Annotated in this window: 18 protein-coding genes and 1 other annotated feature; of the genes, 3 read left to right on the forward strand and 15 right to left on the reverse strand. The window is 47.4% G+C overall.

Annotation, left to right across the window (positions count from 1 at the left end):
- Window positions 1-163: 163 nt before the first annotated feature.
- From DMN77_RS09000 to DMN77_RS09020, 5 genes are all read right to left on the reverse strand, one after another.
- Window positions 164-841 (reverse strand): CPBP family intramembrane glutamic endopeptidase, encoded by a 678-nt coding sequence (locus DMN77_RS09000; RefSeq protein WP_179014506.1) that lies wholly within the window; start codon window positions 839-841, stop codon window positions 164-166.
- 141 nt (window positions 842-982) lie between these two features.
- Window positions 983-1,303, reverse strand: coding sequence for a thioredoxin family protein (locus DMN77_RS09005; RefSeq protein ID WP_179014507.1), 321 nt, complete (start codon window positions 1,301-1,303; stop codon window positions 983-985).
- A gap of 2 nt (window positions 1,304-1,305) precedes the next feature.
- Window positions 1,306-1,677, reverse strand: coding sequence for a MerR family DNA-binding transcriptional regulator (locus DMN77_RS09010; protein ID WP_068779780.1), 372 nt, complete (start codon window positions 1,675-1,677; stop codon window positions 1,306-1,308).
- A 113-nt stretch (window positions 1,678-1,790) separates the two neighbouring features.
- A complete protein-coding gene (erm, locus tag DMN77_RS09015) occupies window positions 1,791-2,657 on the reverse strand; it encodes a 23S ribosomal RNA methyltransferase Erm (RefSeq protein WP_372775629.1) in 867 nt (288 codons plus the stop codon).
- Between the two features lie 301 nt (window positions 2,658-2,958).
- The gene (locus DMN77_RS09020) at window positions 2,959-5,208 is read right to left on the reverse strand and encodes an FAD-dependent oxidoreductase (protein WP_179014510.1); all 2,250 of its coding nucleotides are present in this window, start codon (window positions 5,206-5,208) and stop codon (window positions 2,959-2,961) included.
- A gap of 125 nt (window positions 5,209-5,333) precedes the next feature.
- Between DMN77_RS09020 and DMN77_RS09025 the strand changes: the two genes are divergently transcribed.
- Window positions 5,334-6,125 carry a helix-turn-helix domain-containing protein gene (locus DMN77_RS09025; RefSeq protein ID WP_179014512.1) on the forward strand — a complete coding sequence of 264 codons (792 nt, stop codon included), beginning with the start codon at window positions 5,334-5,336 and terminating at the stop codon, window positions 6,123-6,125.
- A 144-nt stretch (window positions 6,126-6,269) separates the two neighbouring features.
- On the opposite strand, the gene DMN77_RS09030 is transcribed toward DMN77_RS09025, so the two are convergent.
- The 6 genes from DMN77_RS09030 to DMN77_RS09055 form a co-directional block, all read right to left on the reverse strand.
- The gene (locus tag DMN77_RS09030) at window positions 6,270-8,981 is read right to left on the reverse strand and encodes a hypothetical protein (RefSeq protein WP_179014514.1); all 2,712 of its coding nucleotides are present in this window, start codon (window positions 8,979-8,981) and stop codon (window positions 6,270-6,272) included.
- Window positions 8,982-9,048: 67 nt separating this feature from the next.
- A complete protein-coding gene (locus DMN77_RS09035; RefSeq protein WP_179014515.1) occupies window positions 9,049-10,572 on the reverse strand; it encodes an extracellular solute-binding protein in 1,524 nt (507 codons plus the stop codon).
- 87 nt (window positions 10,573-10,659) lie between these two features.
- Window positions 10,660-11,544: a carbohydrate ABC transporter permease gene (locus tag DMN77_RS09040; protein WP_068779774.1), complete on the reverse strand. Its 885-nt coding sequence runs from the start codon at window positions 11,542-11,544 to the stop codon at window positions 10,660-10,662.
- A 29-nt stretch (window positions 11,545-11,573) separates the two neighbouring features.
- Entirely contained in the window at window positions 11,574-12,503 is a 930-nt protein-coding gene (locus tag DMN77_RS09045; protein WP_179014517.1) for an ABC transporter permease, read from the reverse strand.
- Between the two features lie 244 nt (window positions 12,504-12,747).
- Window positions 12,748-15,036: a helix-turn-helix domain-containing protein gene (locus tag DMN77_RS09050; protein ID WP_179014518.1), complete on the reverse strand. Its 2,289-nt coding sequence runs from the start codon at window positions 15,034-15,036 to the stop codon at window positions 12,748-12,750.
- A gap of 160 nt (window positions 15,037-15,196) precedes the next feature.
- Window positions 15,197-16,153: a DUF1861 family protein gene (locus tag DMN77_RS09055; RefSeq protein ID WP_179014520.1), complete on the reverse strand. Its 957-nt coding sequence runs from the start codon at window positions 16,151-16,153 to the stop codon at window positions 15,197-15,199.
- Between the two features lie 223 nt (window positions 16,154-16,376).
- Between DMN77_RS09055 and DMN77_RS09060 the strand changes: the two genes are divergently transcribed.
- The gene (locus DMN77_RS09060) at window positions 16,377-17,246 is read left to right on the forward strand and encodes a helix-turn-helix domain-containing protein (protein WP_179014521.1); all 870 of its coding nucleotides are present in this window, start codon (window positions 16,377-16,379) and stop codon (window positions 17,244-17,246) included.
- A 279-nt stretch (window positions 17,247-17,525) separates the two neighbouring features.
- On the opposite strand, the gene asd is transcribed toward DMN77_RS09060, so the two are convergent.
- The 4 genes from asd to DMN77_RS09080 form a co-directional block, all read right to left on the reverse strand.
- Window positions 17,526-18,611 (reverse strand): aspartate-semialdehyde dehydrogenase, encoded by a 1,086-nt coding sequence (gene asd, locus DMN77_RS09065; RefSeq protein WP_082790012.1) that lies wholly within the window; start codon window positions 18,609-18,611, stop codon window positions 17,526-17,528.
- A gap of 206 nt (window positions 18,612-18,817) precedes the next feature.
- Window positions 18,818-19,081, reverse strand: a binding site (T-box leader).
- Window positions 19,082-19,174: 93 nt separating this feature from the next.
- Window positions 19,175-20,008 (reverse strand): sugar ABC transporter permease, encoded by an 834-nt coding sequence (locus DMN77_RS09070; RefSeq protein ID WP_068779769.1) that lies wholly within the window; start codon window positions 20,006-20,008, stop codon window positions 19,175-19,177.
- Window positions 20,005-21,315 carry a carbohydrate ABC transporter permease gene (locus DMN77_RS09075; protein WP_068779768.1) on the reverse strand — a complete coding sequence of 437 codons (1,311 nt, stop codon included), beginning with the start codon at window positions 21,313-21,315 and terminating at the stop codon, window positions 20,005-20,007. The genes DMN77_RS09070 and DMN77_RS09075 overlap by 4 nt, the downstream gene beginning before the upstream one ends.
- 85 nt (window positions 21,316-21,400) lie before the next feature.
- The gene (locus DMN77_RS09080; protein WP_229520968.1) at window positions 21,401-22,726 is read right to left on the reverse strand and encodes a sugar ABC transporter substrate-binding protein; all 1,326 of its coding nucleotides are present in this window, start codon (window positions 22,724-22,726) and stop codon (window positions 21,401-21,403) included.
- 525 nt (window positions 22,727-23,251) lie between these two features.
- Here DMN77_RS09080 and DMN77_RS09085 point away from each other — a divergent pair.
- A complete protein-coding gene (locus DMN77_RS09085) occupies window positions 23,252-25,048 on the forward strand; it encodes a glycoside hydrolase family 13 protein (protein ID WP_179014675.1) in 1,797 nt (598 codons plus the stop codon).
- Window positions 25,049-25,247 lie beyond the last annotated feature (199 nt).

Genomic DNA, 25,247 nt, shown 5'->3' on the forward strand with positions numbered 1-25,247 from the left:
TCTTTGAGTAGGCAAAAAAACCTCTTGAACAGAGGTTTTTTTGCCTAAAGCATAACAGCTTTGGTTCTTTATTCAACCGATTATATCACGCATAAAAACGAAGCTAATAGAAATAAAACTTATTGTTTTATATAACAATTCTTAGCGGAGACAGCTTGAAAAATCAGATGATTCCAAACAGTATAAATCCTATGGTATTAATCGCAAGATTAGCAAACATATGGACCATCCAAGAGGTATAAATGTTGCCATTACGCTCATTCAGCCAGTTAAACAATAAGCCCGCTATTACCAGGGATACAATTAACAAAAGGAACAGCCCCATCGAAAACCAGCTTGTCATAATTGCAATATGATATACAGCAAAAGCTCCCGCACTGAACAGATAAGCAAACCTCCGTCCTGCCAGCTCCTTCAGCGTGAAAAAGGCAAAGCCGCGAAAGAAAAACTCCTCCAGCAGTGAATTCACGATCGATATGTACAGGGCTACAAACACAAAATTACTTGCATTCACCCCCATATTCTTCTGCAAGGCCCCCGTTACGTGGGTGAAGTCAAATAAAGGACCCACTAGAAAATATCCGCTGAGTATAAAGGTAAATACGCCGAATCCCAGTAAAAGAGACTTCAGGAACCCCTTTTTTTCAAAGGCGAACAACCTTCGGAACGGTACCCCTCCAGCTATCCTGGCGTAGCTAATCGGCAGTGTCAGAAAAAGGATGATTTTGATGACTGATTTGACTGCGTAATCCGGACGGATTACAGCATCTACCAAACTCATGGCAAGACAGCTTAGGATAATGATGGCAATAAGTGAAACTGTTTTCCTGCTTGATTTCATAAAAGAATCTCCTTTAAGCAGCTTTTGCGATTCGATTTCGATATATTAGACTTCTATACTTGCCTCTTAATGACCTTCGCAAAAAAAGAAAACGCCCCTGTGTTATCAAAACATCAGAAGCGATTTCTTTATTTATAAGCTTTATGATACATAGCGGGCCAGCGCTGCTTGATACGTACTCTTTGGCCGCAGTCCAATCAGTTTATCCATAGGTTCACCGTTATGAAACATGATCACCGTCGGCATGGACATGATCCCAAACTGAGCAGCAAGCTCCGGCGATTCGTCACAATCTACCTGATAAATATCCAGGTACCCCGCTTCCTCTTGACTTAGCTCCTCCAAAATGGGCAGCAGTGCTTTGCAGGGTGGACACCAGCTGGCTCCAAATTCAACAAGCGTGACTCCATCCTGTTTAATCGCATTTTGGAAGCTTGCTCCATCTATCCGTTGTAAACTCATCTTCATTCCTCCATTTCATCCCGTTGTCGTTCATCCAGAATCGATTGCATGCGCTCCTCCAGATTCATCTTGATATGATTCAGTTGGTTTATTCGCGCATCAATCTCTGCGATTTTTTGGCGGAAGATCGGAAAAACCTCTGTGCAAAACGCCTCTTTATTTTTCATGACGCAATGCAGGAAACCTGCAATCTGCTCGGTCGTCAATCCAAGATTTAGATATAACTGGATCGTGCGCACCTGTTCTTCTGCGAATATGGAATAATCCCGGTAGCCGCTCTCGTCTCGAGCAGGCTTAAGCAATCCTTGCTGCTCATAATATCGCAGTGAACGGACGCTGACACCGGTACGGGCTGCAAGTTCTCCGATTTTCATGCTATCTGGCCTCCTAGATGAACGATTCGATTTCATTGTAAACCCTGACAGTAGTGTCAAGGTCAAGGGGATTTTGACTATTTTAAATTTCTATTATTAGAAATAAATTATGGTTATCTTCTTGTCCGCGATCTTCCCTTTGGGCTTTTCCCCCATTGGGGCCAGCGATACGGCGGCACATGCTGAAGCATCGTATGGAACACCCTTCCCCACTGCTCTTCATTCAGTCTACCGATGGGATATTCCCGACTCACCCTCAATTCTCTGGCCAGCTTCGCAATCTGGGGAGGGGTAAACACACCTGATAGAGCGGCAAATAACGGTAACCGCGGATCTCGCAGTCCATATGCTGCCAACGATGTAAACTTCGGCTGATGCTGTGTAAGAACAATAGGCTCCTCCCTTCGCTCGATGAGCAGGATGGCGGAATCCACTTGCGGGGGCGGTGCAAAATGATGAGGCGAAACCGTCCGCACAAGTCGGATATCATATTGCATCCTCCAGCTCAAAATGCGCGGATCTGTAACAGGGATTGCTGTAAATCGTTGGGCTGCCCCCTTCTCCACAAGCAGTACGGCTCGCTGCAGCGGAACGGCGGGTTGATCCAATAACCTCCCCATAATCGGAGTAGTTATTGAATAAGGGATATTGGCGACGACAGTAAAAGGACTTCCTGGGAGAGAGACCTTCAGAAAATCAGATTGCTTGATACGAATGTTGCTTCTATCCTGCATCTTGCTGAAGAGTCTGTCAATTAACGCTGGATCTGTCTCGATGGCGAGTACATGTGCCGCTTTCTCTGCAAGCGGATAGGTTAATGCTCCCGTCCCCGCCCCGATATCAAGCACGGTATCGGTAGGGCGAATCCGGGCCAATGTGATCATATCATGAATCAGCCGTTTGCTGATTAATAGATGTTGTGCGGAAAAGTTGGATTCTTTCTTCCACTTACTACAATAATTTTCATTATTTTTGGACACCAAAAAGCACCTCATTCATTCGTATAGTAATGAAAAAGGCACAGCACAAATAATCCTGCGCATTTCATAAGAAAATGCCTGGATTTAGATGTTCTGTACCTTCATTAACGAATACGTATGAATGCGATGCAATACATGTAAGGACAATCCTCCCTTATATGAAACGGATCCTATTACAAGCAACAGTATAGCATAGCCCCTCCGCTGATCGCATGGGGAATCTTCAATATAACGATTCTTTACCAGCAGCAGACTTATGAACAAACCTCTCAACAGGTTTGTTCATAAGTCTTAAATGACTCTATTCGTACACCCGTATCTCTATAATCTCTGCCCGGGGGCAACCGTTGGTTGCATCCACCACCAAGCGGAGCCGTTCCGAGGAAAGCGATCGATCCAGTGTATGCACTGCTCTACGCTTCCGGTTATTTCGGCCTTCGGCGATGGTGACCCACTCCCCATTTATATAGCTCTGCAATCGATAATCCTTGACCAATTCCGGAATCGCCTCAAACGGTGTGCGGTGATGATGCAGATTGATCAGATCCTCATTCACATCATCGTTAAAGGTAAGATGTACCGTGCGAATGCTGACCGAGGCTGGCCAGCTTAACTCCAGCCACTCCGGCGAGTCTTCCCGCAGCGAGGCGGATGACCACAGATGCGTCCCCGCATAGGGCCGATGATAACCGTCGATCACCTTATCGGGCGCAAAAGCATGTGTCGGCGAGAGCAGACGGAAGCAGATGGACTTGCGGACAAACGGGCGCATATTCCACTGCACAACGGGCTGAGCTGGCTGTTGATCGCCAAATTCCGGAGAAACGATAGGCTGCGGGCCTTTCTCGAACACAAGCACCCCGGATTGCGGCTCATCAGACAGATGCAAGGCAATCCGCTCATTTGCTTTAATGATAAGAAAAGCGTTCTGTGGAGCGTCCGGCTTCCATTGTAAAAGCAGCTTAGCCCACTGCCCCACTCCCTTGCTGATCGGAATCGAAGCCGCCGTCCGCAGGGTATGCGGGACATAGTTCTCACCGCGTCCGGTATCCCATAGCTCCACCTCCAGCCTTGTGTCCTCCGCCGCATCGATGAGTAATTCAAGCCCCGTCAGCTCTGGATCGACAGGCAAGAGCAAGCCGATATCGGAAGCTAATCGACAGGATTCAACCGACTTTTGCACAGCTAGCTGCGTCAACGTGCTGGAAGCCGTTGTTTTTGCGTTCCGTGCCAAATCGCCAGGATCCTCATTGCGGAAACCGATGATGGACGCCCCCTGGCGAAGCAGGGTTTGCTGAAGTTCCCGCATATGCGTTTGGTAGAGCTCGCGCGGTAAGATTCCCTTAGCCGCACATAAAGCTGCCCCGGTGCCGGCGGCTTCACCAATTACGGCGCATGTCGCCATGACACGGGTCGTCCCAAACGCCACATGCGATGCGCTGATGTCACGTCCGGCCATCATCAAGTTGTTCACATTGGCGGAGTACAGGGAACGGAACGGAATAGAATAGACCCCATCCGCATGCAAATGCTTCGAGCCGCTTTCCGTGGAATACATCCCTTGCGGAGGATGCAAATCAATTGACCATCCGCCGAAGGCAACGCCATCTTCGAACTGGCGCTGATCCACAATATCGTTTTGGTTAAGCACATAATCGCCAAGGAAACGGCGGTACTCCCGTTTGCCCGGAATCGAGCCTACCCACTCCAGCGTCATATTGTTGGCATCAAATTTGCCGGAATTTTTAATATAGTCCCAGATGCCATAAATCACCGCCCACAATTCGTCGCGAATCCGCTCATTATCGTGAACCGTATCCATTTCCCCGCCCCACTCGATCCACCAATAAGCGCATCCGTTATCGCCGCTGCGAATAACACGCTTCAATGGAATGGTCGTCTTCGTGATATCCTTTGCAAAGCTTGGCGGTATAAACTTTACCGGTTGTCCCGCATCCTTCGTATAGAAGAACATCGTACTTCCCAGCGTGATGTCATCTGCAACCTGCGGTGCCCAAGCCTCGTTATACTCCTCCTTCGCCTCACAGCCAATGCGATACTTGGCCCCGGCCAGGAAACCGATCAGCCCATCGCCCGTACAATCCAGGAACATACCGCTTTCAAAACGAATACGACGCTCAGAGCCCATCATCCAACCGGTTACAGAACGGATAATCCTGCTGTCCGCATCACCTTCGGCCTCCACTTCATGGACATCGGTATTCAAAAATAAGCGGATATTAGGCTCCGCACGTACCGTTTCCAGCACAATCATATCCCAAATATACGGGTTCCCATCGATATTCCGATATTGGTTCTCAAGGAACAGCTCGCCCATGATGCCGGTCTCTCGTGCATAACGATTTGTTCCGTGAGCGGTAGCTCCGCACACCCAGACTCGTACCTCGCTGCTTGAATTTCCGCCTAGTACCGGACGATTCTGAATCAATGACACCGTCCTGCCCAAACGGGCTGCGGCAACAGCAGCGCTCACTCCGGCCAGGCCGCCGCCAATCACTGTAATATCCGACTTGATAACTTCCTTTCTCATGATTGAACCTCTCCTTAAGGTCGTATTCAATATCCTTGATTTCATCTTATAATGAACACTTCCTTAAATACATGCATCATGTTACGATTAAATATATACTTTATTTCACATAGAATGGTGATGAAATGAGAAGTGACTTTACGATCCGCCTGGTAACGCATCTGTATTGGATTAAAAAAGAAGCATTTGCTCTCGAACGGGATATCTATTCTTACTGGACGATATTTGCGGTGGAAGACGGCAGGTTTATTTACCGCATAGGAGATCGGCAGGGCGAAGCCGGACTTGGCAGCCTGGTGGCCTGCCCTCCGAACACCTGGTTTCATAGAAAAACCCTTGAACCCTTAAGCTTTCACTTTATTCATTTCGCATGGAATACAGAGCCCTCTCTGGAAGAAATACAGTCGTTAAGCGGTGCTCTGAAAATCACCGACATCGAGCGGCTGCGTTCCAATTATCTCTACCTGCGGATGCTGGCATTGGAACAGGATAAAACCGCTATGGAGCGAAAACAGCATCTGGTAAGCGATATATGGCGTTTATACGAACTGGAGACGAATATGCCACGGGAAATAGGGTTAAATGGCATGCTGGCAGATGTGGAGATGCGAACGGCTGCCCAATTTATCATCAACAATGCATTTGGCCCGATCGATTTAAAGAGTCTGGCGCTCTCGCTGCAGCTTACCCCGGTACAGTTGACCAGACGCTTTCGCGCAGCTTACGGAATGACTCCCTCTGAATATACAACCCGGCTCCGGCTGGACAGAGCCAGTAAATTACTGTTAGAAACAGAGCTTAGCATCGACAAAATCGCGCAGCTCTGCGGATATGAGAACGGCTTCTACTTGAGCCGCATCTTCCGGAGCAAACGGGGAATGCCTCCCTCACAATATCGCAGCATGCCTCGTGTCTAGCTGCTTCTCTACCATGATCCCCATAAAAAAGGCTTGTAGAGTTGTTGGTTCAACTCTACAAGCGCCCATGCTTAATTTGATTTCTGTACCGGTTTTCAGTTGCTCTAAAGGCATATCAACAATCGGCAATAGCGATTCTCCTCGCTACAGAACCGTGACGACGGATACATTAAAGTTATTTCCTGCGGTGCCCGTCTTCATGATTCTTAATATATGTGTAGTAGTATCAAAAGTATAGTCCGCTCCCGGAATCAAAGAAACTCCGTTCAACTTCACATCCGATAAATCAGAGAGCCCCGTGTATACGTCCAATTCCTCAAAAGGATGATCAAAGCTCATATTAAGTGTCTTGGAGCCGGCGTCCCAATGCATGGACTTAAGGTTAATATTCTGATAGGAATGTCTGGTGTCCGTTCCTATTAGAATCGGGTAGACTCCCCCATAACTCTCCTCCAGCTGGTTGAACAGGATTTGCCCCCAAGCCTGGGATTCGCCCATACCGGCATAACCCAGCTCATTTCGGATAACGAGCGCATCCTCTGTATCCCATTGCGGAAGCTGCAAGAAATAACTCAAGGCGCTTAGCGCGTTTGGGCTCTGCTTGTCGCTATATCCCAAATAAGTTTTGGTAGTGTAGTAGCCCTTATTATTATTGGCATTTATGTCCTGCAAATGAGACTCATAGTTCGCCGCTTTGGGATCGTCCATTCCTTTGAATTTCCTTATGCCAAAAATCGCATTCCCCAGCCCATCATTGTCATTAGCAAACAATCCGGAAGCTTCCGCAGGCAGCAGGTCATATACATATTGAGCGATCTGCGCATAAGTTTTTCCTTCTATAGTTGTTGTATTGTCCAGATCGGCCATAACGGATAATCCATAAAGAAGCGGCCCCAGCTCGCCCCAATATAACGAACCGTTCGACTTGTCTTCATAGGACGTCCAGTTATGTTCCCCGTAATTCATTAAATTCCGATAATAAATACCGAACGCCTGATTTAATACTTCCCTTGCATCGTTATCCGCTGGATGGCTGCTGCACCATGAGGCCAAGCCCATGATCGGGTAGCCGTAATTCATAAGCCTGCCAAACAAGTAATTATCATACTTGGTTGAATTATATGCTGTCGGTTCATAGCTGTCAGCGGTTCCTCCCAGCATATGAGAACCAAATCTTATTTTTTCAAGATATTCGCTCCAGGTCTCACCCTCAGCAATCGTTCCGTTGTATTTAAAGTAAGAACTGCCGTTGGACTGCAAAATCCCCTCGAATCGGTCCGGATTGTTCTTCGCAAGGTCTTCTCCCCTCACAAAGCCTTTTCCGTCATCATAGAGCAGCCAGGCATCGCTTCCCCACTGCTTGACAGAGCCAAAAAATTCGGCGTCCCCGATGCCGTCGTCGCTCAATGCTTTTACAATCAAGCGCGGATTGCTTATTGAACCGCCAGTAGGCGTAATGGAGCCCTCAATCTCGGCCACACCTCCATGAATGCGGACCTTAAAATACACATGGACATTGTTTTCATCTTTAGTGAACTCCACGACCATTGTATTGGTATCTTCATCAAAGGCAACCGATCGGGTCGTCGGATTGGCAATTTCCACGGGAGTCAAACCATCATAGCCATAAGCAAAGCGAAGGGCTCCCAACGGACCGGAACCATAAGTACTCTCCGCAAACGTTAATCGAGGAACAGATAGATCCCCCGTTACAAAATACAGACCGTTATCAAACTTTAGCTGCGGATCCACAAACACACTTGGACCCTGTCCGTACCTGAAATCAGCCCATCTGTGAGTTGGCAGGCCTCTTGGCATGCTCTCCTTCACGAAATCAACCAGATTTTGCGCCGTATCCTGTGCATAGGTTTCGGGCAAGGTCTGCAAGCTCAGCAATATCTCGGAGGAATCCGTACTCCATCTCATACTGCTCTCAATATAACCTCTGGTTTCCGTATTTCTGTAGTCTCCTAATTGAGGATCATAATAAATTCTCTGCCCCCTCTCCTGAGGCTTGACGGCATAGCTGGCTACATTCCTGACCTCCGCCTGATTCGACCGCGCGAGGGTGTCCCCGTTTGAATCGCAGACATCAACAAGGTAGACATATGTTTTTTCTGCTTCAAGAGAACTTACGTAGGACAACGTATTTACATCTGTAATTGTGGCATCAAGGTAATAAGGATGCATTTGGGGCAGATATTGAAAGTTTTTGTTCCAATCTCCCCCCGTGTAATATCTAAGGCCCGGATATGTCTTGGGGAACTTATAGATTTTATAAGCCCCGAAATCGTCCCCCTCATACTTCACCCAGTTAATCGTGGCTTGGCTGGAAGCGGGAGCACCCGCAGACAGGGGAAATTCAGGGTAAGGAACCACATTAATATCAAACCATATCCCCAGATCCGGCAAAAAGGTGCCATCCGCCTTAATAGGACGCAGGTAGATTCTGCTTGTCCCAAGCTCCTCCTGACCTGTAAAGCTGAACATAAACCTTCCTGTACCTCCGGTTTCAATCCCGGAATAGTCTGGTGCAGCCGGTCTGCTGAACGTAAGCCAATTATTGTAGCCGGTAAATATAGAGCTTGTCTCATATGAATAACTGGCGTCCGTATTGGCCAAGACGACTTCATTGCTTGGCCATCCGAATAACCATGGCTCGCTGCCGTTATTTTTGAGATCAACCCAAAACTCCCCCGTCTCGCCTGGATGTACAGTAATGGACGAAGCGCTCTCTTGAACATACTGGGCGCTGAAATTGCCATTCGCGTAAGCTGCAGGCACGAAGGCGGATAAAATCAAAAGGATCAATGAGTTTGCAAGCAGAGCTTTTCCTCGCTTTCTCCCTTTCCTCATATCAGCTAATCCTCCCTTTCGGATTGAATCAGCACGGTTTCTCCCTCATAACTCTATTTTTCTCTATCTATTCTTTGGCGGCAGACAGGAAGGCATCGACCTGCTGCTGATATTCCGCAATTACCTTGTCCAGTCCGGCCTTTTTGAGCTCAGCGCTGTATTGGGCAATCGCCTTCTCCGGCTCCAATACGCCCGCTGCAATTCCGTATTTGTATTTATTCTCTATCGTACTAAGAGCAGCCAGTTCGGTCTTAACCGGTGTTTGATCGAAGTTGAAGCCCATAATCGGACTCAGCAGCTTGGTATTCTTATCGAAGTCCAGCAATTGCTCCATAAAGTCCGGCGCATCGGTAGCCTTTGGCTTCAGGAACTTCGGATTTTGCCACATCCACTCCGGCGGTGCATATCCAATCGTCGAAACATCTACGCTATCAGGAGTAACAATCTTGCCGTCCTTAATATCAAAGTGAGTGCCCTTCAACCCATTGGTCATCATATCGTAATTTTCTTCGTTCTCCTGAATCCAGTTTAGAAACATAACGGCTCTATCGATATTTTTCGAGGTTGCGGCAATGCTTTGGAAGTTCCAAGTGGTCGTTGGCATATAAGGCTCATCAGTCAACAATATTTTTACGAACTCGACCTCGGCTCCAGGTACGGAAATATTCCGATAATAATTGTTATATTCATATACATCCCCGCCGCCTATCGCTGCTTTTCCTGAGTTGAAATCTGCCCGGATGTCACGACCAACCATGACGTCCTTATCGATAAATCCTTTTTCATAAAGCATCCGCAAATATTTCGCATCCTCCAAAGTGCCCGGAAGGTCGTATTTAGCTACCGCTTTCAGCGTCTTGAAGTTAAATAAAATGCCGTCAGAAACTGTGCTTTGCAACACTTCCCCTGTCTGGTATTGGGCAGGCGGTTCGTTAAATACGATCATTTCCGGATTATTCTTCTTCACCGCTTCGGCATAGGCTAACAGATCATCCATGGTCTTGATCTCAGGCAGGCCGTACTTTTCACGCAAGTCTTTGCGGATTGTCGCCGTATAGTAGCCCTTGGTCGTACCTAATGCCCCTGCCGGCACGCCGTACTTCTGACCGTTAATCGTCACCGGAGGCCAGTATTTGCTGTCAAGCGCATCCATGATAGCTTGGCCATATTTGAAGAGAGGCTCATCCAGCGAGGCAAGCGAGTTGGATTTGGCGAATGTACCCAGTAGGCCCGGGTCCGTCCACATAATATCTACTTGATTTCCCGTGGCCAGCATAATTGGTAATTTTTGATAGTAATCCCCCCAAGGAATGTATTGATACTTCAATTTCACGTTAATGCCGTCCTCGGCCAGCTTCTTCTCCAAGGCCGCTGTTACCGTATCCTGATCCGGCTGCGGATCGCCCGGATATACGATGTTCAGAGTCACTTTCGGCAAAGACTCCGTGCCGCTGCTCTGAGCTGATCCATTCTCTTTGCCAGCGTTTGTTGCCGCTCCATTTCCTCCATTGGACGAGCAAGCGGCCAAAGCAGCTATCAGCAGTACACTTGCCAGAAAAACCCCAAACGTTTTACCGAATAATTTCTTCATGACCAGACCTCCTGTTTATGATGAGTGCTATCTATACAAACCCTTTCGGGATGTATACAAAGAAACATGCGCAGGTTAACCCCATATTCAGCCTTTTACACTTCCAATAGTCAGACCTTTGACAAAATAGCGCTGCAAGAACGGATACAGCAAGATGATGGGCCCGATGGTCAGAACTGTGGTTGCCATCTTGACGCCCTCCTCCGGAATAGATGCAGCGGCGATCGATGAATTGGCTCCGCTTGAGGTCGCATAAGAAATATTGGAGGTAATCGCCCGAATCAGCAGTTGCAGCGGGTAAAGCTCCCTTTCGTTGATCAGCATAAGCCCGAGCCACCAATCATTCCAATAGCTGATGGCATAAAACAGGCAGATAGTGGCCAGCCCGGGCAATGCCAGCGGTAATGCAATCCGAAATAATAGCTGAAATTCATTTGCTCCATCTATTTTCGCGGCTTCAAAGATTGAATTGTCAATGCCGGATATGAAGCTTCTCAGTACAAGCAGATTAAAAGCGTTAATGGTGTAAGGAATAATCAAGGCAAGCAAACTATCATGCAGGCCCAGATACTTCGTCGTTATGATGTACCATGGAACAAGACCGCCATTAAACAGCATGGTGAAATAGACAAGAAACGAGATCGGCACCGCCATCTTCCATTCTTTTCTCGACAAGGCAAATGCCATCATGGTGGTAATCAGCATGCTGAACAGCGTTCCAACCACCGTAACAAAAGTCGTGACTTGGTAAGCGTCCAGAATGGTGGAGCCTCTTCCAAGCACATATTTGTATGCCGACCAAGTTACTTTATGCGGGAATATATCGAAGCCGTTCGCACGAATATATTGCTCATCTGTAATCGATGTGGAAATAATGGTCATGAATGGAATAATAGCGACGATAACAAACAAAATCATATAAATATAGGCAAAAGCGGAAATGATCTTATCACTGGCAGACTTGGTTTTCATTCATTATCACACCTATCTGGATTTATCTTTTAAAATAGCGCGGCATCCTTGTCATACTTTCTTACTACGGCATTGGCCGTATAGACAAACAGGAAGCCAATCACGGATTGCAGCAGTCCGATGGCCGAGGACATCCCTACGTCATTCAAGGTTCGAAGCGCCCGGAACACATAAGTATCAATAACATCCGTCGTAGGAAACAGCAGGCTGTTATCGCCAACCAAACCATAGATCATGCCGAAGTCGCCATAAAAGATCCGGCCTATAGCCAGCAGAAGCAAAATAATGATCGTCTTGGAAATACCGGGTATGGTAATATGCCAGATCTGCCGGAACTTGTTGGCACCGTCAAGCGCAGCAGATTCATACTGCTCCTGATCAATTCCTGTGATAGCGGCAAGGTAAATAATGCTGTTGAAGCCAACCGATTTCCAGGAGTACAGCAGCACGAGAATGGCCGGCCAATACCCGGCCTGGTTGTACCAACTGATCCCTTCCAGGCCCAAGCTCTTTAACCAATTGTTCACGATGCCGAAATCCGTATTCAGGAAGTTGTACGCAAATACAGCAACAATCACCCATGAAATAAAATTGGGGAGGATTACGAGCGATTGGGAGATTTTCTTGAACCAGACCAGGCGGATCTCATTAATCAGAACTGCGGTCGTTACGGCTAATGCAGTACCTATACCAATAAATAAAACATTCAGGAATAGAGTGTTGAAAACAACCCTCAATACGGAAATCGTATCTACGCTTAGAAATTTAAAATTGTTCAGTCCATTAAACGGACTTCCGAAAATCCCCAGATCCATGCGGTATTCCTTAAAAGCTATGACAATACCAGCCATGGGCAAATAACTGAATAATAGGAAGTAGATTAATCCGGGTAATACCAACAAATATAGAAATCTGTTCTTGACTAAATCGGTAAACCTTACATGCAGGACTCTCCTCATTTTGTACACCTCATTTTCTCTATGTCGATTCTCTTGCCTCAGGGCCAAAATATAGCGCTTTCAATATTGAATCACAAGTTTAAAAACTAAATATTCCTTTGAATAATGTAGGTTGGACCCGGTAAAAAACATACCTAAGGCCGATCTATGTATTTCAAACCTCAATCTGTGTAAGTATTCTCAGTATCTTCCAGAAAATTGCCATATAAAAAGACGTTCCTGGGGAACGTCTCAAACTCATAAGCTAGTGTTTTTTCCGGTATTCGGTTGGAGCCAAACCCGTATGCTTTTTATACCAGGTTACAAAATAGGAGGAATTCAGGAACCCTACTTTTTCCCCAATTTCCTTGACCGTTAGCTTAGAGTCCTCCAAATATTGATTCGCCTTCCGTATTCGCAGCTCCGTAACATACTCGAGAAACAGACAGTTAAACAATTCCTTGAACAACCTGCCGAAATAAATGCCGTTGTAGTGGAAGCGTTCGGCAACCATTTCAATAGATAGCTCGGGATTACCATACTGCTCCTCAAGAAAAGCGGCAATCTTCTCCGCTAAATCCGACTTCTGCTGCTTTTTGTTTTCCTTTGAGCGGCAAATGGCCGTCCTAATAAACTCCACAAACCAATCCTCGATTTGCTGCAAAGATTCCTTTCGCTCCAGGCTCCCCAGCATCTCAATAAAATTGGAGGAGGTTGTCGAAACCGAGGGATTAGCAGAGGTAGCTGTAATCACGGAAAATAACAAATGATGCACCGAAAGCCGTATCTTATGGTATGGCGCGAGCCGCAAGGAAGCAAAAATATCTGCTATAGCCGCTTCAACCTTATCTTCCCGGCCTGCCTTGATGATCTCAAGAAGTGTTTTCTGTTTGGCATTTGGATAGTCAAAATCGTTATTCAGCCGTGATATCGCATCTTCGTAAGCAATCATGCTGCCCGCTCCGCGAACAATTCGGTAAAGGGAAGCTTCTTTCGCACTTAAATAGGAGTCGCTAATCTCTTGAGCGCTCAGAGCAGCGCGTCCAATACCGATGGTTACCGTGATCCCATAAGTCCGCGCAACCTCCTGCTGAAGCTCCAGCATCGCGTTCATCACAGCATCAGGCAGAGCCGCTTCTTCTCCGCTGAATATAAGCACGATTTCATGGTCTACCTTAACCGTTTCACTGAGAACGCGGGATAGCATAAACTGCTCGGTGAAGCTATACAGGACCGTGCTGATGGTATGGTCAATCTCTTCCTTTCGTTCGGCCAGTTCACGAATGTTATCCAGCTTCAGAACAGCCACATACAAAGCGGCGTTTTTCAGTAGATCGACACGCAGCTTATACTCCTCTATATCCTCCGGCTCCGGATTCCGTACCCCATGCAGCAGCTCCTTAAGGTATTCGGCCTTTAATGATACTCGCGATTTTCGGCTAGAAGCTTCCAATTGTTCAAATTGTGTAGCAATATTGGAATAAAACCGGGTCAATATCTCCATTTCGCTAAGTTTTCCTTCCGGCAGCTCCCCCGTATAGGCCTGGAAACGAAGCGTATTGCGGGCAAGCCTGGATAGCGGTGAAGACAGCAGCCCGCTGAGAAGCGCTGACACACCCATAGCCAGAACAAGCAGCACCAGGCAGGTTATAATCGCCACCTGTCGAATGGCCGAGATCTGCGCCGTAGCCGTATCGTATGGAATGACAGAGACAAAATACCATCCAAGCTGCTCCGAATAAAGAGAAGACACCATGGACAGGGTCTGATCTGTCTTATCTGTAAAGCTTTCATTTTGATTTGTTTTTATAATACGCTGTACATAATTCCGCTGGGAAATATCAGCAAGGAACCCGCTCTCCTCGAAGCCAAACACGATATGACCTTCCTGATCCAGGATCATAAGACCATCTTTGCTTTTCGTCTCATCCTCTTGATGATTAACAAAGCTGTCTATGGTCAAATTGACTATAATAGCACTGGTAATATCATTGGTTTCCAGATTTTTATCATAGTAGAAAATAGTATATACATTCTGAACAGATCGCGTCGCTCCCCCGATAGACAGTTTGCGGGGAACCGCGCGGCCCAGACTCTGGACGGGAGCCTCTCTCAGCCACTCGATCGTTGCGGCTTCGGCATGCGCTTTATCGCGATCCGTCCCGATCAGTGTTTGGCTTTGTCCGTTATATAACGTGATAGAAAAAATATTTTTATTGGTCAGCATCAGGTCATTGATTTTTCTCAAGGATGCATTGTTCAAATAATAGTCGCCCGCCGCTTCACGGCCGTTGATGGATCTTATAATGTCATTATCCACAGATAATTGCAGCGTAATCAGTCTGGCCTGATCGATAATGAACTCGAACATGCTTGAGCTTTGCTCCAGCCGTTTTTGCGAGATTTCATTAATCTGTTCCGTCGAACTCTTGGAGAAAGCATGATACAGCAGGACGGTCATAGTTAAAGTAACAGCGGCAAGCAGCACAACGAAAGAAAAAAAGAACTTGACAAACAGCGACCTCAAACGGATTTTCTCTCTGATATACCTCATCCCAGTCCCCCTTGTGTTGTTACCTGCCACAGTCAATATAAAGCGCTTCCATATTGATGGTAATTAATGAGGTTAATTATACCACACCTGTAAATGCCATGTTTCCCTTGATTCGTATCCGGGCCCGGATAGCTGGTCGATTTAAATTCATACCGCAAAATTACTTTGAAATGATGTTTCCGTAACCGGCAAAAGGGTAGTCGATCACAATTCTTCCTGCCTCTGTGTCCCCTATTCCGCTATAAAGGTCGCATTTTCCGTCCTCGCGCATCACGATGCCTGATGAGAAAGCACAGTCCGTCAATTCCGGCTTTTTGGCCGGACCATCGGGATAGCAGGTTCGGGTGCCAATGATTTTCTGATCCATAGCAACATGACGATCCACATCGAGAACAAATGAAAAATTCATATAGACCTGCTTCATCCCGCCGTCTTCCCCAGTAGTCTTGTAACAGATATGACCAATAACGCCAATATTCCCGCTGTCCAAATAATAGGCCTGGTTACAGCCCCCCCACTCATTTTGCTCAAATAAGCCATAGATGTAAGGCGCGTTCTCGACTACCTCCATCGTGAGCTCGTCAAGACTGTTAATGACGGTGAAGCCGATCATCGATTCACTGCCGAATGTTCTGCGGATCTCCTCGCTCCGCGGTCTGGAGAATACCCCGATCCTCCCCCCATCCATTTCAACCAAACGTATATCCTTCATATACTCGGGTCCCGTGGTGAAATAATGCAAATCGTCGATTTCCGTACCTTTGTAAAAATATCCGAAATACGTATCGACGCTATTTTGCTGGTAACGCACATGGGTTCCGCCCATAACCAGGGTATCGCCGATCAGGCTGATATACGGATCTTCCAACGGATAGATCATAGAATCAGGAACCAGTGTCCATTGGTCCTTGCCAGTCTTTTCAAACAGCCGTACCCAGGAACGGGCCCATTCGCTGCGTCTTTCTATTCGCCCAAAAATATATTCCCGCCCTTTCCACTGGAACGGAATAGAAACATTATATACATCGTAGCCCTCTACTCCATAAAATGTGAGCTTTTCCCTTTCATAAATAGACTTATTCATCTCAAAATGCTCTCGCCGCTCTATCAAATTCATTGACCATTATCCCTCCGTTTGTCTTCGTGACTTGTCGATTAGTTTATCATGGACCAGCACCGGAATCTTACTTATATTTAGCCACAGACTACGCTATTTTCACATTCACTCAGGCATCTTTTGAATAATGCACCAACAATTCAAGCTTTATATAATCCAAATAATCTATACATTATTAATTAGAATATGCTATTTTGATGTTAGATAAGGAGGGAGCCGAAGGATGAACAATCAGATTCAGAGGCTGACCGCGGAGGGCGGAATTGACGCCGAGTCAGAGGGACATTACAGGGATATAACGGGGATTGAAAATACATCAGGCCCCCACACCCATGATTTTTTCGAGTTTTTCGTCATCATTGAAGGAGCGGCCTATCATTGCATTAATGGTAAAAGAGAACTGCTGAATGAAGGCGCACTTGTGTTCATGCGTCCACAGGATGTCCACTATTATGAACCATTGCCCGGCACCGATTGTCGGCTGATTAACCTGTCATTTTATGAAAAGACACAGCTGGATTTGCTTGCCTATCTCGGGCCGGGATTTCCCAAGGAATCGTTCCTTAGTGCGGCTTTTCCCATCGTCATCCAGCTATCCCAACAAGAAAAGCGGCTGCTACAGCATCGCATGGAAAAGCTCTACCGGATTCCCCAGCATGAGAAGCAGTGGTATCGGGCCGAGCTTCGAGCTCTTTTAGCGGAAGTCTACTGTCATTACTTGATGCATTCCGTTATTCCGGGAGTTAGCGAAAAACCCGCATGGTTTCTCGATCTTTGCAAAGAAATGAAAAAGCCGGAGCACTTTATTGAAGGTGTTCCGGCGATGATTCGGTTATCCGGCAAATCTCATGCCCACCTGTGCCGTATGTTCAAGGAATGGGAGCATGAGACGCCTCTGCAATATTTGAACCGGATTAAATTGCAATATGCGGAAAATTTATTGCTCCATTCCGACTGGAGCATACTGGACATCTCGTTAGAGGCCGGATACGGAAATCTGGGACATTTCTATAAATCGTTTAAGAAGCTGTTTGGAAGAACGCCTCAAGCCCACCGAAAAATGCACCATACCAAGCTCACTCCATTGATATGAGTTATACAAGGCACTCCAAAAAAATTGCATCGTCCTGTCCGACGACTCCGGCAGATACTTCTGGCCACCAAGATCTTTTCATTGAAATTCCCCCCGCAATCACTTCTGTTGTGTTGTACACCTCAAATTATAGAATCGATCTATACCCCCAACAACGACGTATCTTTTTTGATTCGTTCATATTTATTTGGGACTTCCCTCTCCCATAAAAAAAGCCCGTCTCTCTCTAATTCATTAGAGTAGAAACGGACTTAACCATGATATATGCGATTCCCCGCTTTATTTAGGCTGGATATATCCTTCCGCTTTCAGCAGCTCCGCAATCAGGACGGCACCGCCAGCGGCACCGCGCAGGGTGTTGTGCGACAAGCCGACGAATTTAAAATCGTATAACGAATCCTCGCGCAAACGGCCTACCGATACGCCCATACCACGCTCAATATCACGATCCAGCTTCGTCTGCGGTCTGTTCTCTTCTTCAAAGTACGTAATGAACTGCTTCGGCGCACTTGGCAGACCAAGCTCCTGCGGACGTCCGGCAAATTGGCTCCAGCGCTTAATGATCTCTTCCTTCGCAGGTTTATTCTCAAACGAGACAAACACCGCAGCCAGGTGGCCATCTGTTACAGGAACGCGAATGCATTGCGTTGTAATAAGCGGCGAACTGGCCTTAACGATTTCTCCGCCGGAGACATGCCCCCAAATTCGCAGCGGCTCCTGCTCGCTCTTCTCTTCCTCTCCACCGATATACGGGATCACATTATCCAGCATATCCGGCCAGTCTGTGAAGTTCTTACCTGCTCCCGAGATAGCTTGATAGGTGGAGGCAACCACTTGGGTTGGCTTAAAATCAAGCAGAGCATTTAACGCAGGGACATAGCTTTGGATCGAGCAGTTCGGCTTCACGGCGATAAAGCCGGTTTTTGTGCCAAGGCGCTTTCTTTGAGCAGCAATGACCTCGATATGCTCCGGGTTAATTTCCGGAATTACCATCGGAACGTCCGGCGTCCAGCGATGCGCTGAGTTGTTGGAGATGACAGGCGTGCCGGTCTTGGCATACGCTTCTTCCAAAGCAAGAATCTCATCTTTTTTCATATCTACGGCACAAAATACAAAATCCACGTCCGCCGCAACTTCCTCTACCTTTGCCGCATCCTGTACGATAATATTTTTCACTTGTTCCGGAATGGGTCCGGCCATCTTCCACCGATCCTGAACAGACTCTTCGTAAGTTTTGCCCGCTGATCTGCCGCTAGCTGCAATACTAACCACCTCAAACCATGGATGACCATCCAGCAGCTGCACAAAACGCTGCCCAACCATGCCCGTTCCTCCGATAATCCCTACTTTAAGCCTTTCTGCCATGATATCTCCATTCCTTTCCTTATTAGCTCAATATTTTGATTATTACATCCGCCGGCCTATTCCAAACGGTAAATCACATCACTTTAGCAATTGCTTAATAAGCCTGACTTTTTAGACACGTACTATTAATAGATACTTATGCGAATCCTTTGCAACAGGTACCACAGCTTTATTATACAAAAAAATCTCACCCCCAAGACTGCAGTCTCAGGGACGAGATTTGAATTCTCTCGCGGTACCACCCTAAATTTACCGATATGTCGCCATATCAGCCTCTTCAAGTACAGCAAAAGGCGCATATACTTTAGCTCTGTAACAGGAGCTCCTGGCACACCATCCCCTGATTTTCTCAGGTTTCGGAGTGCTGCTCAGAGTCTTTTTTCGAATAAGCGATTCTTTGCTCCTTTTCAGCGTAGTGGAGCTCTCTGGAAAAGAACCGGTTTACCTACTCTTCTCTTCATCGCATTTAGTATTACTGTTTATAATATAAAAAAATCGGCCGGAGGTAAACCATTTTCTCTTTCTTTTATTTAATCCCTGATTCATCAATGTTCTTGCTGCCTCTAACCTTTGGAGGCTCCGGCAGTCAGTCCGTCGACCAGATTGCGCTGAAGCAGCAGGAATAACATCGTTATGGGTAATGCAACGATCACGGCTCCGGCAGCGAACATCGTAAATTCGGTCGAATTGCGCTGGCTCACCATTCTGTACAGACCAACTGCCAACGTTCGCTGATCTTCCGTCCTTAACACCAGATCGGCGAAGATGAAGTCGAGGAAGGCGCCGTTGAAGATCATAAGACTCGCATAGGTCAGCATCGGCTTGGCGAGCGGGATAATGATGGAAAAGAACACTTTCAGGTGGCTGGCTCCATCGATTCTTGCCGCATCTTCCAGGCTTTTGGGGATCGTATCAAAAAAACCTTTGGCTACGAATACATTCGAGATAATCGCGCCCGAACTGTAAACGAGAATCAGCGCCCAATGGGAATTGAGCAATCCCATCGTATTCAGCAGAACGTAGATAGCGATCATGGCCATAAACCCGGGAAACATCTGAAGCACAAGCAAAGTGTTCAGTGCGAATTTACGGCCCGCGAAGCGGAATCTTGAAATTGCGTATGAAGTCAGCAGCAGCAGGAACGTACCGAAAAGGGTCGACAGTACTGCGACCTTCAGCGTATTCAAGAACCACAGCGGATATTTGGTCTTCTCGAACAGATCCCGATAATGCTCCAACGTAAAGCTGCGCGGAATTAATGTATCGCTGTAAAGACTGTTGCCTTCCTTGAGGGAAGACATGATAATCCATAGGGCGGGAAACAAGCTTGCGCAGGATAAAAGGATAAGCAGCACATAGCTGACCCCAAGCTTGACCCGAGCGGACCGGCTGTTCATGCTATCATATCCTCCTCTTTATAGGATCTGGTGCGGCGGTAGCTAATAATTGATAAGGAAGCGATGATTAGGAAGATAATGATACCGATCACCGACGCGAAGCTGTATTGCGATTGATTTAAAGCCAGCTTATAGAGCCAGGTCACCAGCAAATCCGTATGCCCGGCGTATTGATAATTTGAATTGACCGGGTTGCCGTCCGTCATGAGATAGACGACGTTGAAATTATTTATATTGCCAGCAAATTGCATGATCAGAATCGGCGCCGTCGAGAACAATACCATCGGCATCGTAATAGAGCGGAATTTCTGGAATGAGTTCGCTCCATCCACATCAGCCGCTTCGTACAGATCCCTCGGAATCGTCGTTAACACCCCAATAGCCAGTATCATCGTTACCGGAATACCGATCCACATATTAACAAGAACGAGTGTGACCCTGGCCCAGATCGGATCTGTAAGCCATGGTATTCCGTCTAAACCGATCCAGCGCAAGATTTCATTAATCGGACCAAATTTATTGTTAAACATATTCCGCATCACGAGCAAAGAGATCATGCTTGGAATCGCAAATGGGATGATCATAACCGTGCGCCAGAACATTTTGAAGCGAATGCGGGGCTGTTGAATCAGCACTGCGATCAGAATGCCGCCAATATACGTCGTCGCCGTAGCCAGGATGGCCCAGATAACCGTCCATAGCAGGACGCCGAAAAACGTATTGCTCCACACCTTCAGGCTGACCAGCTTGACAAAATTGCTGAAGCCAACCCAATCAATCAGATTGGCGGGCGGGAGGATCGGATCGGCGTAATTGGTAAAGGCCAGCAAAATAGAGAATATCAAGGGAAGAATCGTCAAAAATAGAACCGTGACGGTGGGCAGCGCTAATACGAGATAAGCAAAGTTATTCTGATTGATAAGCCGCAGCGACTGTCGGAAGTTATTGGGTGCAATGCCCGCATCCCTTTCCTTCCCCACTTTGTAGGCGTCCCTGATATTCAGGGTGTATAACACGCCAACGAGAACTAAAGATAAGGCTGCCATTAACCCTTTGATCATCAGAAATATCGAGTGGTCACCTTCGACCATCTTCGTAATTTTACCTATCTTCACCAATCCGCTAGGTTGCTCTCCCAATGTAATAAGCCCCTTCAGGTAAGAAGAAAGTCCAACCACCGAAGATAGATAGATCGCTGCCAGGCCTGTCGCCAAGAACAAAAGCCCTTTCATCCATTGCCGGTTGTACAATTGTCCAAGACCCATAAAAAGAACCGACAGGGTGGTACTTATCGTCTTTCTTTGCATGTGTTAAACAACCTCTTTTCTTGCGATTTGACCGACTTTACCCGACCGCCGGAACGATCGGGTGAAGTCCCTCTGAAAGATGCAACTAATTGGATGAAATACTTGTCTTGATTGTATCGACCATCGTATCGAGCGTGGTCTTGACATCCGCCTTTGGATCGTCCCAAATGGTTCTAAACGCCGCTTGAAGCGGATCCCATACCGCGTTAATCTCCCCGATCGTTGGCATCGGCGTGGAATGAGAGAACTGCTCGAAGAACCCGCTGATAATCGGATCATTTTTAATTGTTGGATCCTCTCCCGCTTCCTTATTCGCTGGAATGGCCCCCGTCATCTGGTAGTTCAACAATTGGTTCTCCTTATTAGCCGCAAAGTTGGAGAAAAGGCGAGCAGCAATCGGATATTCGCTGTATGAGTTAACAAAATAAGCTTTCACGCCAGAGAACGAGTGCGATACTTCGCCGTTGGACATCGCCGGCAATGGAGCAACACCGAAGTTGACCTTATCTTTGAATGCCGCTATTGACCATGGCCCGTCGATATTCAAGGCCAGCTTGCCTTCCTGGAACAATTGCGTCTTCACATCATAGGATACGTCTCCCGCGTTCATAGGCAGAATTCCCTTCAGGCTCTTCAGCAGTTCAAACCCCTGGACTGCCCCCTCGTTATTCAAGCCGATATCCGTCGGATCGGTATTATCCTTACCGAAGAAGTAACCTCCAAGCGTGCTGACGAATGGATAAGTATAATACCCGACGAACTCCCACATAATGGCGTATTTATTTTGCTTGGTGTCCGTGTACGACTCTGCGAAGCTCTTAATTTCATCCCAAGTTTTCGGAGCTTCGGGGAAGAGGTCTTTGTTATAATACATGGCATAGGTCTCGACCGATTTGGGATAGCCGTACAGAACTCCATCATAAGTTACCGCTTTGATGGCGGACTCTTCCATGACAGCGCGAGTCTCATCCTCGAACAAATCGTTAGGCAGCAGAAGTCCCGCTTTAACCGCTTGAGCGATCTGATCATGAGGCATGGTCAGGACATCCGCTGCAAGCTTCGATGGTCCGTCAGTCGCCAGACGGGTGCCCTGATCCCCGCCGGCTACAACTTCCAGCTTAACCGGCACGCCATACTGCTTCTCAAATTCGGCCGCAATTTTCTCCATATACTCCATTTGCTCCTGTGATTCCCATACCGTTAACTTCGCTCCAGGTTCCGGTAAATACTCCTCTTCGTTACTATTTTCAGAAGAAGCCGGGGGTGCCTCGGATGTGTTAGGTGGCTGGGAACTGTTTGTGCTGGAGTTTCCCCCGTTGCCGCCCCCACATGCCGCCAGACTTAGAACCAGCATTACACTAACGAGACCGATAACCCATTGTCTTAAACTCGCTTTTTGTTTCAACTTCACTTTGTTGTCCACCCTTTCTTAACTTCATATTTTTTGTGCAAACGTTACACCTTTTGCGGAAAATGACTCTACCCCCAGGCTCCCTTTAACTATAAAAAAAAGGGTACAACTCTCTACAAATCTCACGATTGTCGAGGTTGTACCCTTGGGTAGCAGCGCCTTTAAATTGTTTCAAGCGGTCGTTATTTCCACTAGAACTCTTAAGACACCTCCATCATAAACTTTACAAGAAAACGTTTGCAAATAGGATAATTACGGAAATTCGGATAAATAACGAAGAAATAGATTAAAATCCTTAACTTTTTATATGTTTTGGTCTAATATCTCGTTTTTGCTTTCTAATTCAATTATTATTTCCGGAAATATTTGTCCGCCCGAGCGGGTTCATCAAAAGCGGTTGCTAACCTGGAAAACCTGTGTTAAGATTGGGGAAATTTAAAGGCAATGAAACTTTCGGGTTCAACCTCGGTCTATTCAGAGGTTGGACCTTTTTTGCGTTTCTCATGCCTGAAGGAGGCCATTATTATGATCATCCTGGAAGCGGTATACCATCGCATCGGACTGAATTGGTCCTATGCCTATAACGAATCGACCGTCCACATCCGCCTGCGTACCAAGCGCGGCAATGTGGCACAAGTGCAGCTGGTATGCGGCGACAAATACAACTGGGATAAATACAACGAATCCATGGCCATGGAACAGTTTGCTGCAGACGGCTTATTCGATTACTGGCAAGCTGCCGTCTCACCGCGGTTTCAGCGGGTCGTTTATTATTTTGCGCTGTATGAAGAAGCTGGCGAGACCGTCTATTTTCTGGAAAAGGGCTTCTTTGATGCAACACCGAAGATTCTGTATGAAGGGCTGTTCGATTTCCCCTATCTGAACCCTAAAGATGTTCACACCCCGCCAGAGTGGGTGAAGGAAGCTGTCTTCTATCAAATCTTCCCCGAGCGCTTTGCCAAGGGCGACCCGTCTCTCGATCCCGAGGGGGCGCTGGAATGGGGCGGCGAACCGAGTCCAACCCATTTTTTTGGCGGCGACCTGCAAGGTGTGCTTGACCACCTCGACCATCTCGTAGAGCTGGGGATCAATGCGGTCTATTTCAACCCCTTGTTCGCTGCGACAACCAATCACAAATATGACACAAGCGATTATATGTTCGTTGATCCGCAATTCGGCACGAACGAAAAGCTGAAGGAACTGGTCAACGCCTGTCACGCCCGGGGAATTCGGGTGCTGCTGGACGGTGTATTCAATCATTGCGGACACCTGTTTCCGCCCTTTCTTGATGTACAACAGAACGGTCCCGCCTCCCGCTATGCCAACTGGTTCCATATTAAGGAGTGGCCGCTCAAGGTGGAGAACGGTACTCCAAGCTATGCCACCTTCGGCTTTGAGCCGATTATGCCAAAGCTTAACACGGGCAACGAGGAGGTCAAGGCCTATCTGCTGGAAGTCGGCCGGTATTGGATCAGCGAGCTGGGGCTGGATGGATGGCGGCTGGATGTAGCCAACGAGGTGGACCATGCATTCTGGCGCGAGTTCCGGCGCGAGATCAAGAAAGCCAATCCGGACGCCTACCTGCTCGGGGAAATTATGCATGATGCGATGTTGTGGCTTCAGGGCGACCAGTTCGATGCGGTGATGAATTACCCGTTTACCAACATCGTGCTTGATTTCTTCGCCAGAAGACACATTGATGCCACTCGGTTTGCCCAGAGCATCAACACCCAGTTAGCCAGCTTCCCGCAGCAGGTCACCGAAGCCGCATTCAACCTGCTGGACAGCCATGATACCGTCAGGCTGCTGACGCTGTGCGGCGGCAATAAACGGCTGATGCAGCTGGCCGTGATATTTCAGCTGACCTTTCAAGGGGCCCCCTGCATCTACTACGGGGATGAGATCGGCCTCGACGGAGAGCATGATCCCTATAATCGCAAATGCATGGAATGGGACCCCGCGAAGCAGGATCGGGAGCTGCTGGCATTTTTCCGCCACCTGATTGCCCTGCGCAAAGCGCAACCGGCATTACGTGGCAGCGGCCTGCGCTTTCTAACGATCCCCGGGCTTCCGCAGCTGCTCGTCTACGAACGGTACGATGAGAGGGACCGCTTCTTGCTGCTGCTGAACAATGACGAATCCGCATGTACAGTTGCCGTGCGAAGCAGCGGGCTGAACGGGCTGTGGCAGGATGTAGGCAGCGACGCTGCAATCGGGATAGCCGAGAGTACGATAGAAGTCGCACTCCCTGGCTTTGGCTACGCCATCCTGCAAGCTTCTCCAGATCACCTCACCAAAGCCATCCAGCTAACCGTATCATAAGCGGCTGACCTATAGTGTGCGTCTTATATTGTTATCATTTGACAAAAATGGAGCCTTCGTTTAGAATGAAAGCGCATTCTTGTTTTTTATTTTGTAACTGCCGGGCAAGGATGCCGGTTTACAATTTGAGGGCGCTGCTTTCCTGATCATGATCCGAACCAGGAACAACCCCGTAATCTTCTTGCGAAGATTGCGGGGT

The organism is Paenibacillus sp. 79R4, assembly GCF_013393165.1.
Classification (GTDB): Bacteria; Bacillota; Bacilli; order Paenibacillales; family Paenibacillaceae; genus Fontibacillus.

Bases quoted from the DNA above. Each gene is read 5' to 3' on its own strand.
- DMN77_RS09000 (WP_179014506.1), bottom strand. From the start codon at position 841: ATGAAATCAAGCAGGAAAACAGTTTCACTTATTGCCATCATTATCCTA.
- DMN77_RS09005 (WP_179014507.1), bottom strand. From the start codon at position 1,303: ATGAGTTTACAACGGATAGATGGAGCAAGCTTCCAAAATGCGATTAAA.
- DMN77_RS09010 (WP_068779780.1), bottom strand. From the start codon at position 1,677: ATGAAAATCGGAGAACTTGCAGCCCGTACCGGTGTCAGCGTCCGTTCA.
- DMN77_RS09020 (WP_179014510.1), bottom strand. From the start codon at position 5,208: ATGAGAAAGGAAGTTATCAAGTCGGATATTACAGTGATTGGCGGCGGC.
- DMN77_RS09025 (WP_179014512.1), top strand. From the start codon at position 5,334: ATGAGAAGTGACTTTACGATCCGCCTGGTAACGCATCTGTATTGGATT.
- DMN77_RS09030 (WP_179014514.1), bottom strand. From the start codon at position 8,981: ATGAGGAAAGGGAGAAAGCGAGGAAAAGCTCTGCTTGCAAACTCATTG.
- DMN77_RS09035 (WP_179014515.1), bottom strand. From the start codon at position 10,572: ATGAAGAAATTATTCGGTAAAACGTTTGGGGTTTTTCTGGCAAGTGTA.
- DMN77_RS09040 (WP_068779774.1), bottom strand. From the start codon at position 11,544: ATGAAAACCAAGTCTGCCAGTGATAAGATCATTTCCGCTTTTGCCTAT.
- DMN77_RS09045 (WP_179014517.1), bottom strand. From the start codon at position 12,503: ATGAGGAGAGTCCTGCATGTAAGGTTTACCGATTTAGTCAAGAACAGA.
- DMN77_RS09050 (WP_179014518.1), bottom strand. From the start codon at position 15,036: ATGAGGTATATCAGAGAGAAAATCCGTTTGAGGTCGCTGTTTGTCAAG.
- DMN77_RS09055 (WP_179014520.1), bottom strand. From the start codon at position 16,153: ATGAATTTGATAGAGCGGCGAGAGCATTTTGAGATGAATAAGTCTATT.
- DMN77_RS09060 (WP_179014521.1), top strand. From the start codon at position 16,377: ATGAACAATCAGATTCAGAGGCTGACCGCGGAGGGCGGAATTGACGCC.
- asd (WP_082790012.1), bottom strand. From the start codon at position 18,611: ATGGCAGAAAGGCTTAAAGTAGGGATTATCGGAGGAACGGGCATGGTT.
- DMN77_RS09070 (WP_068779769.1), bottom strand. From the start codon at position 20,008: ATGAACAGCCGGTCCGCTCGGGTCAAGCTTGGGGTCAGCTATGTGCTG.
- DMN77_RS09075 (WP_068779768.1), bottom strand. From the start codon at position 21,315: ATGCAAAGAAAGACGATAAGTACCACCCTGTCGGTTCTTTTTATGGGT.
- DMN77_RS09085 (WP_179014675.1), top strand. From the start codon at position 23,252: ATGATCATCCTGGAAGCGGTATACCATCGCATCGGACTGAATTGGTCC.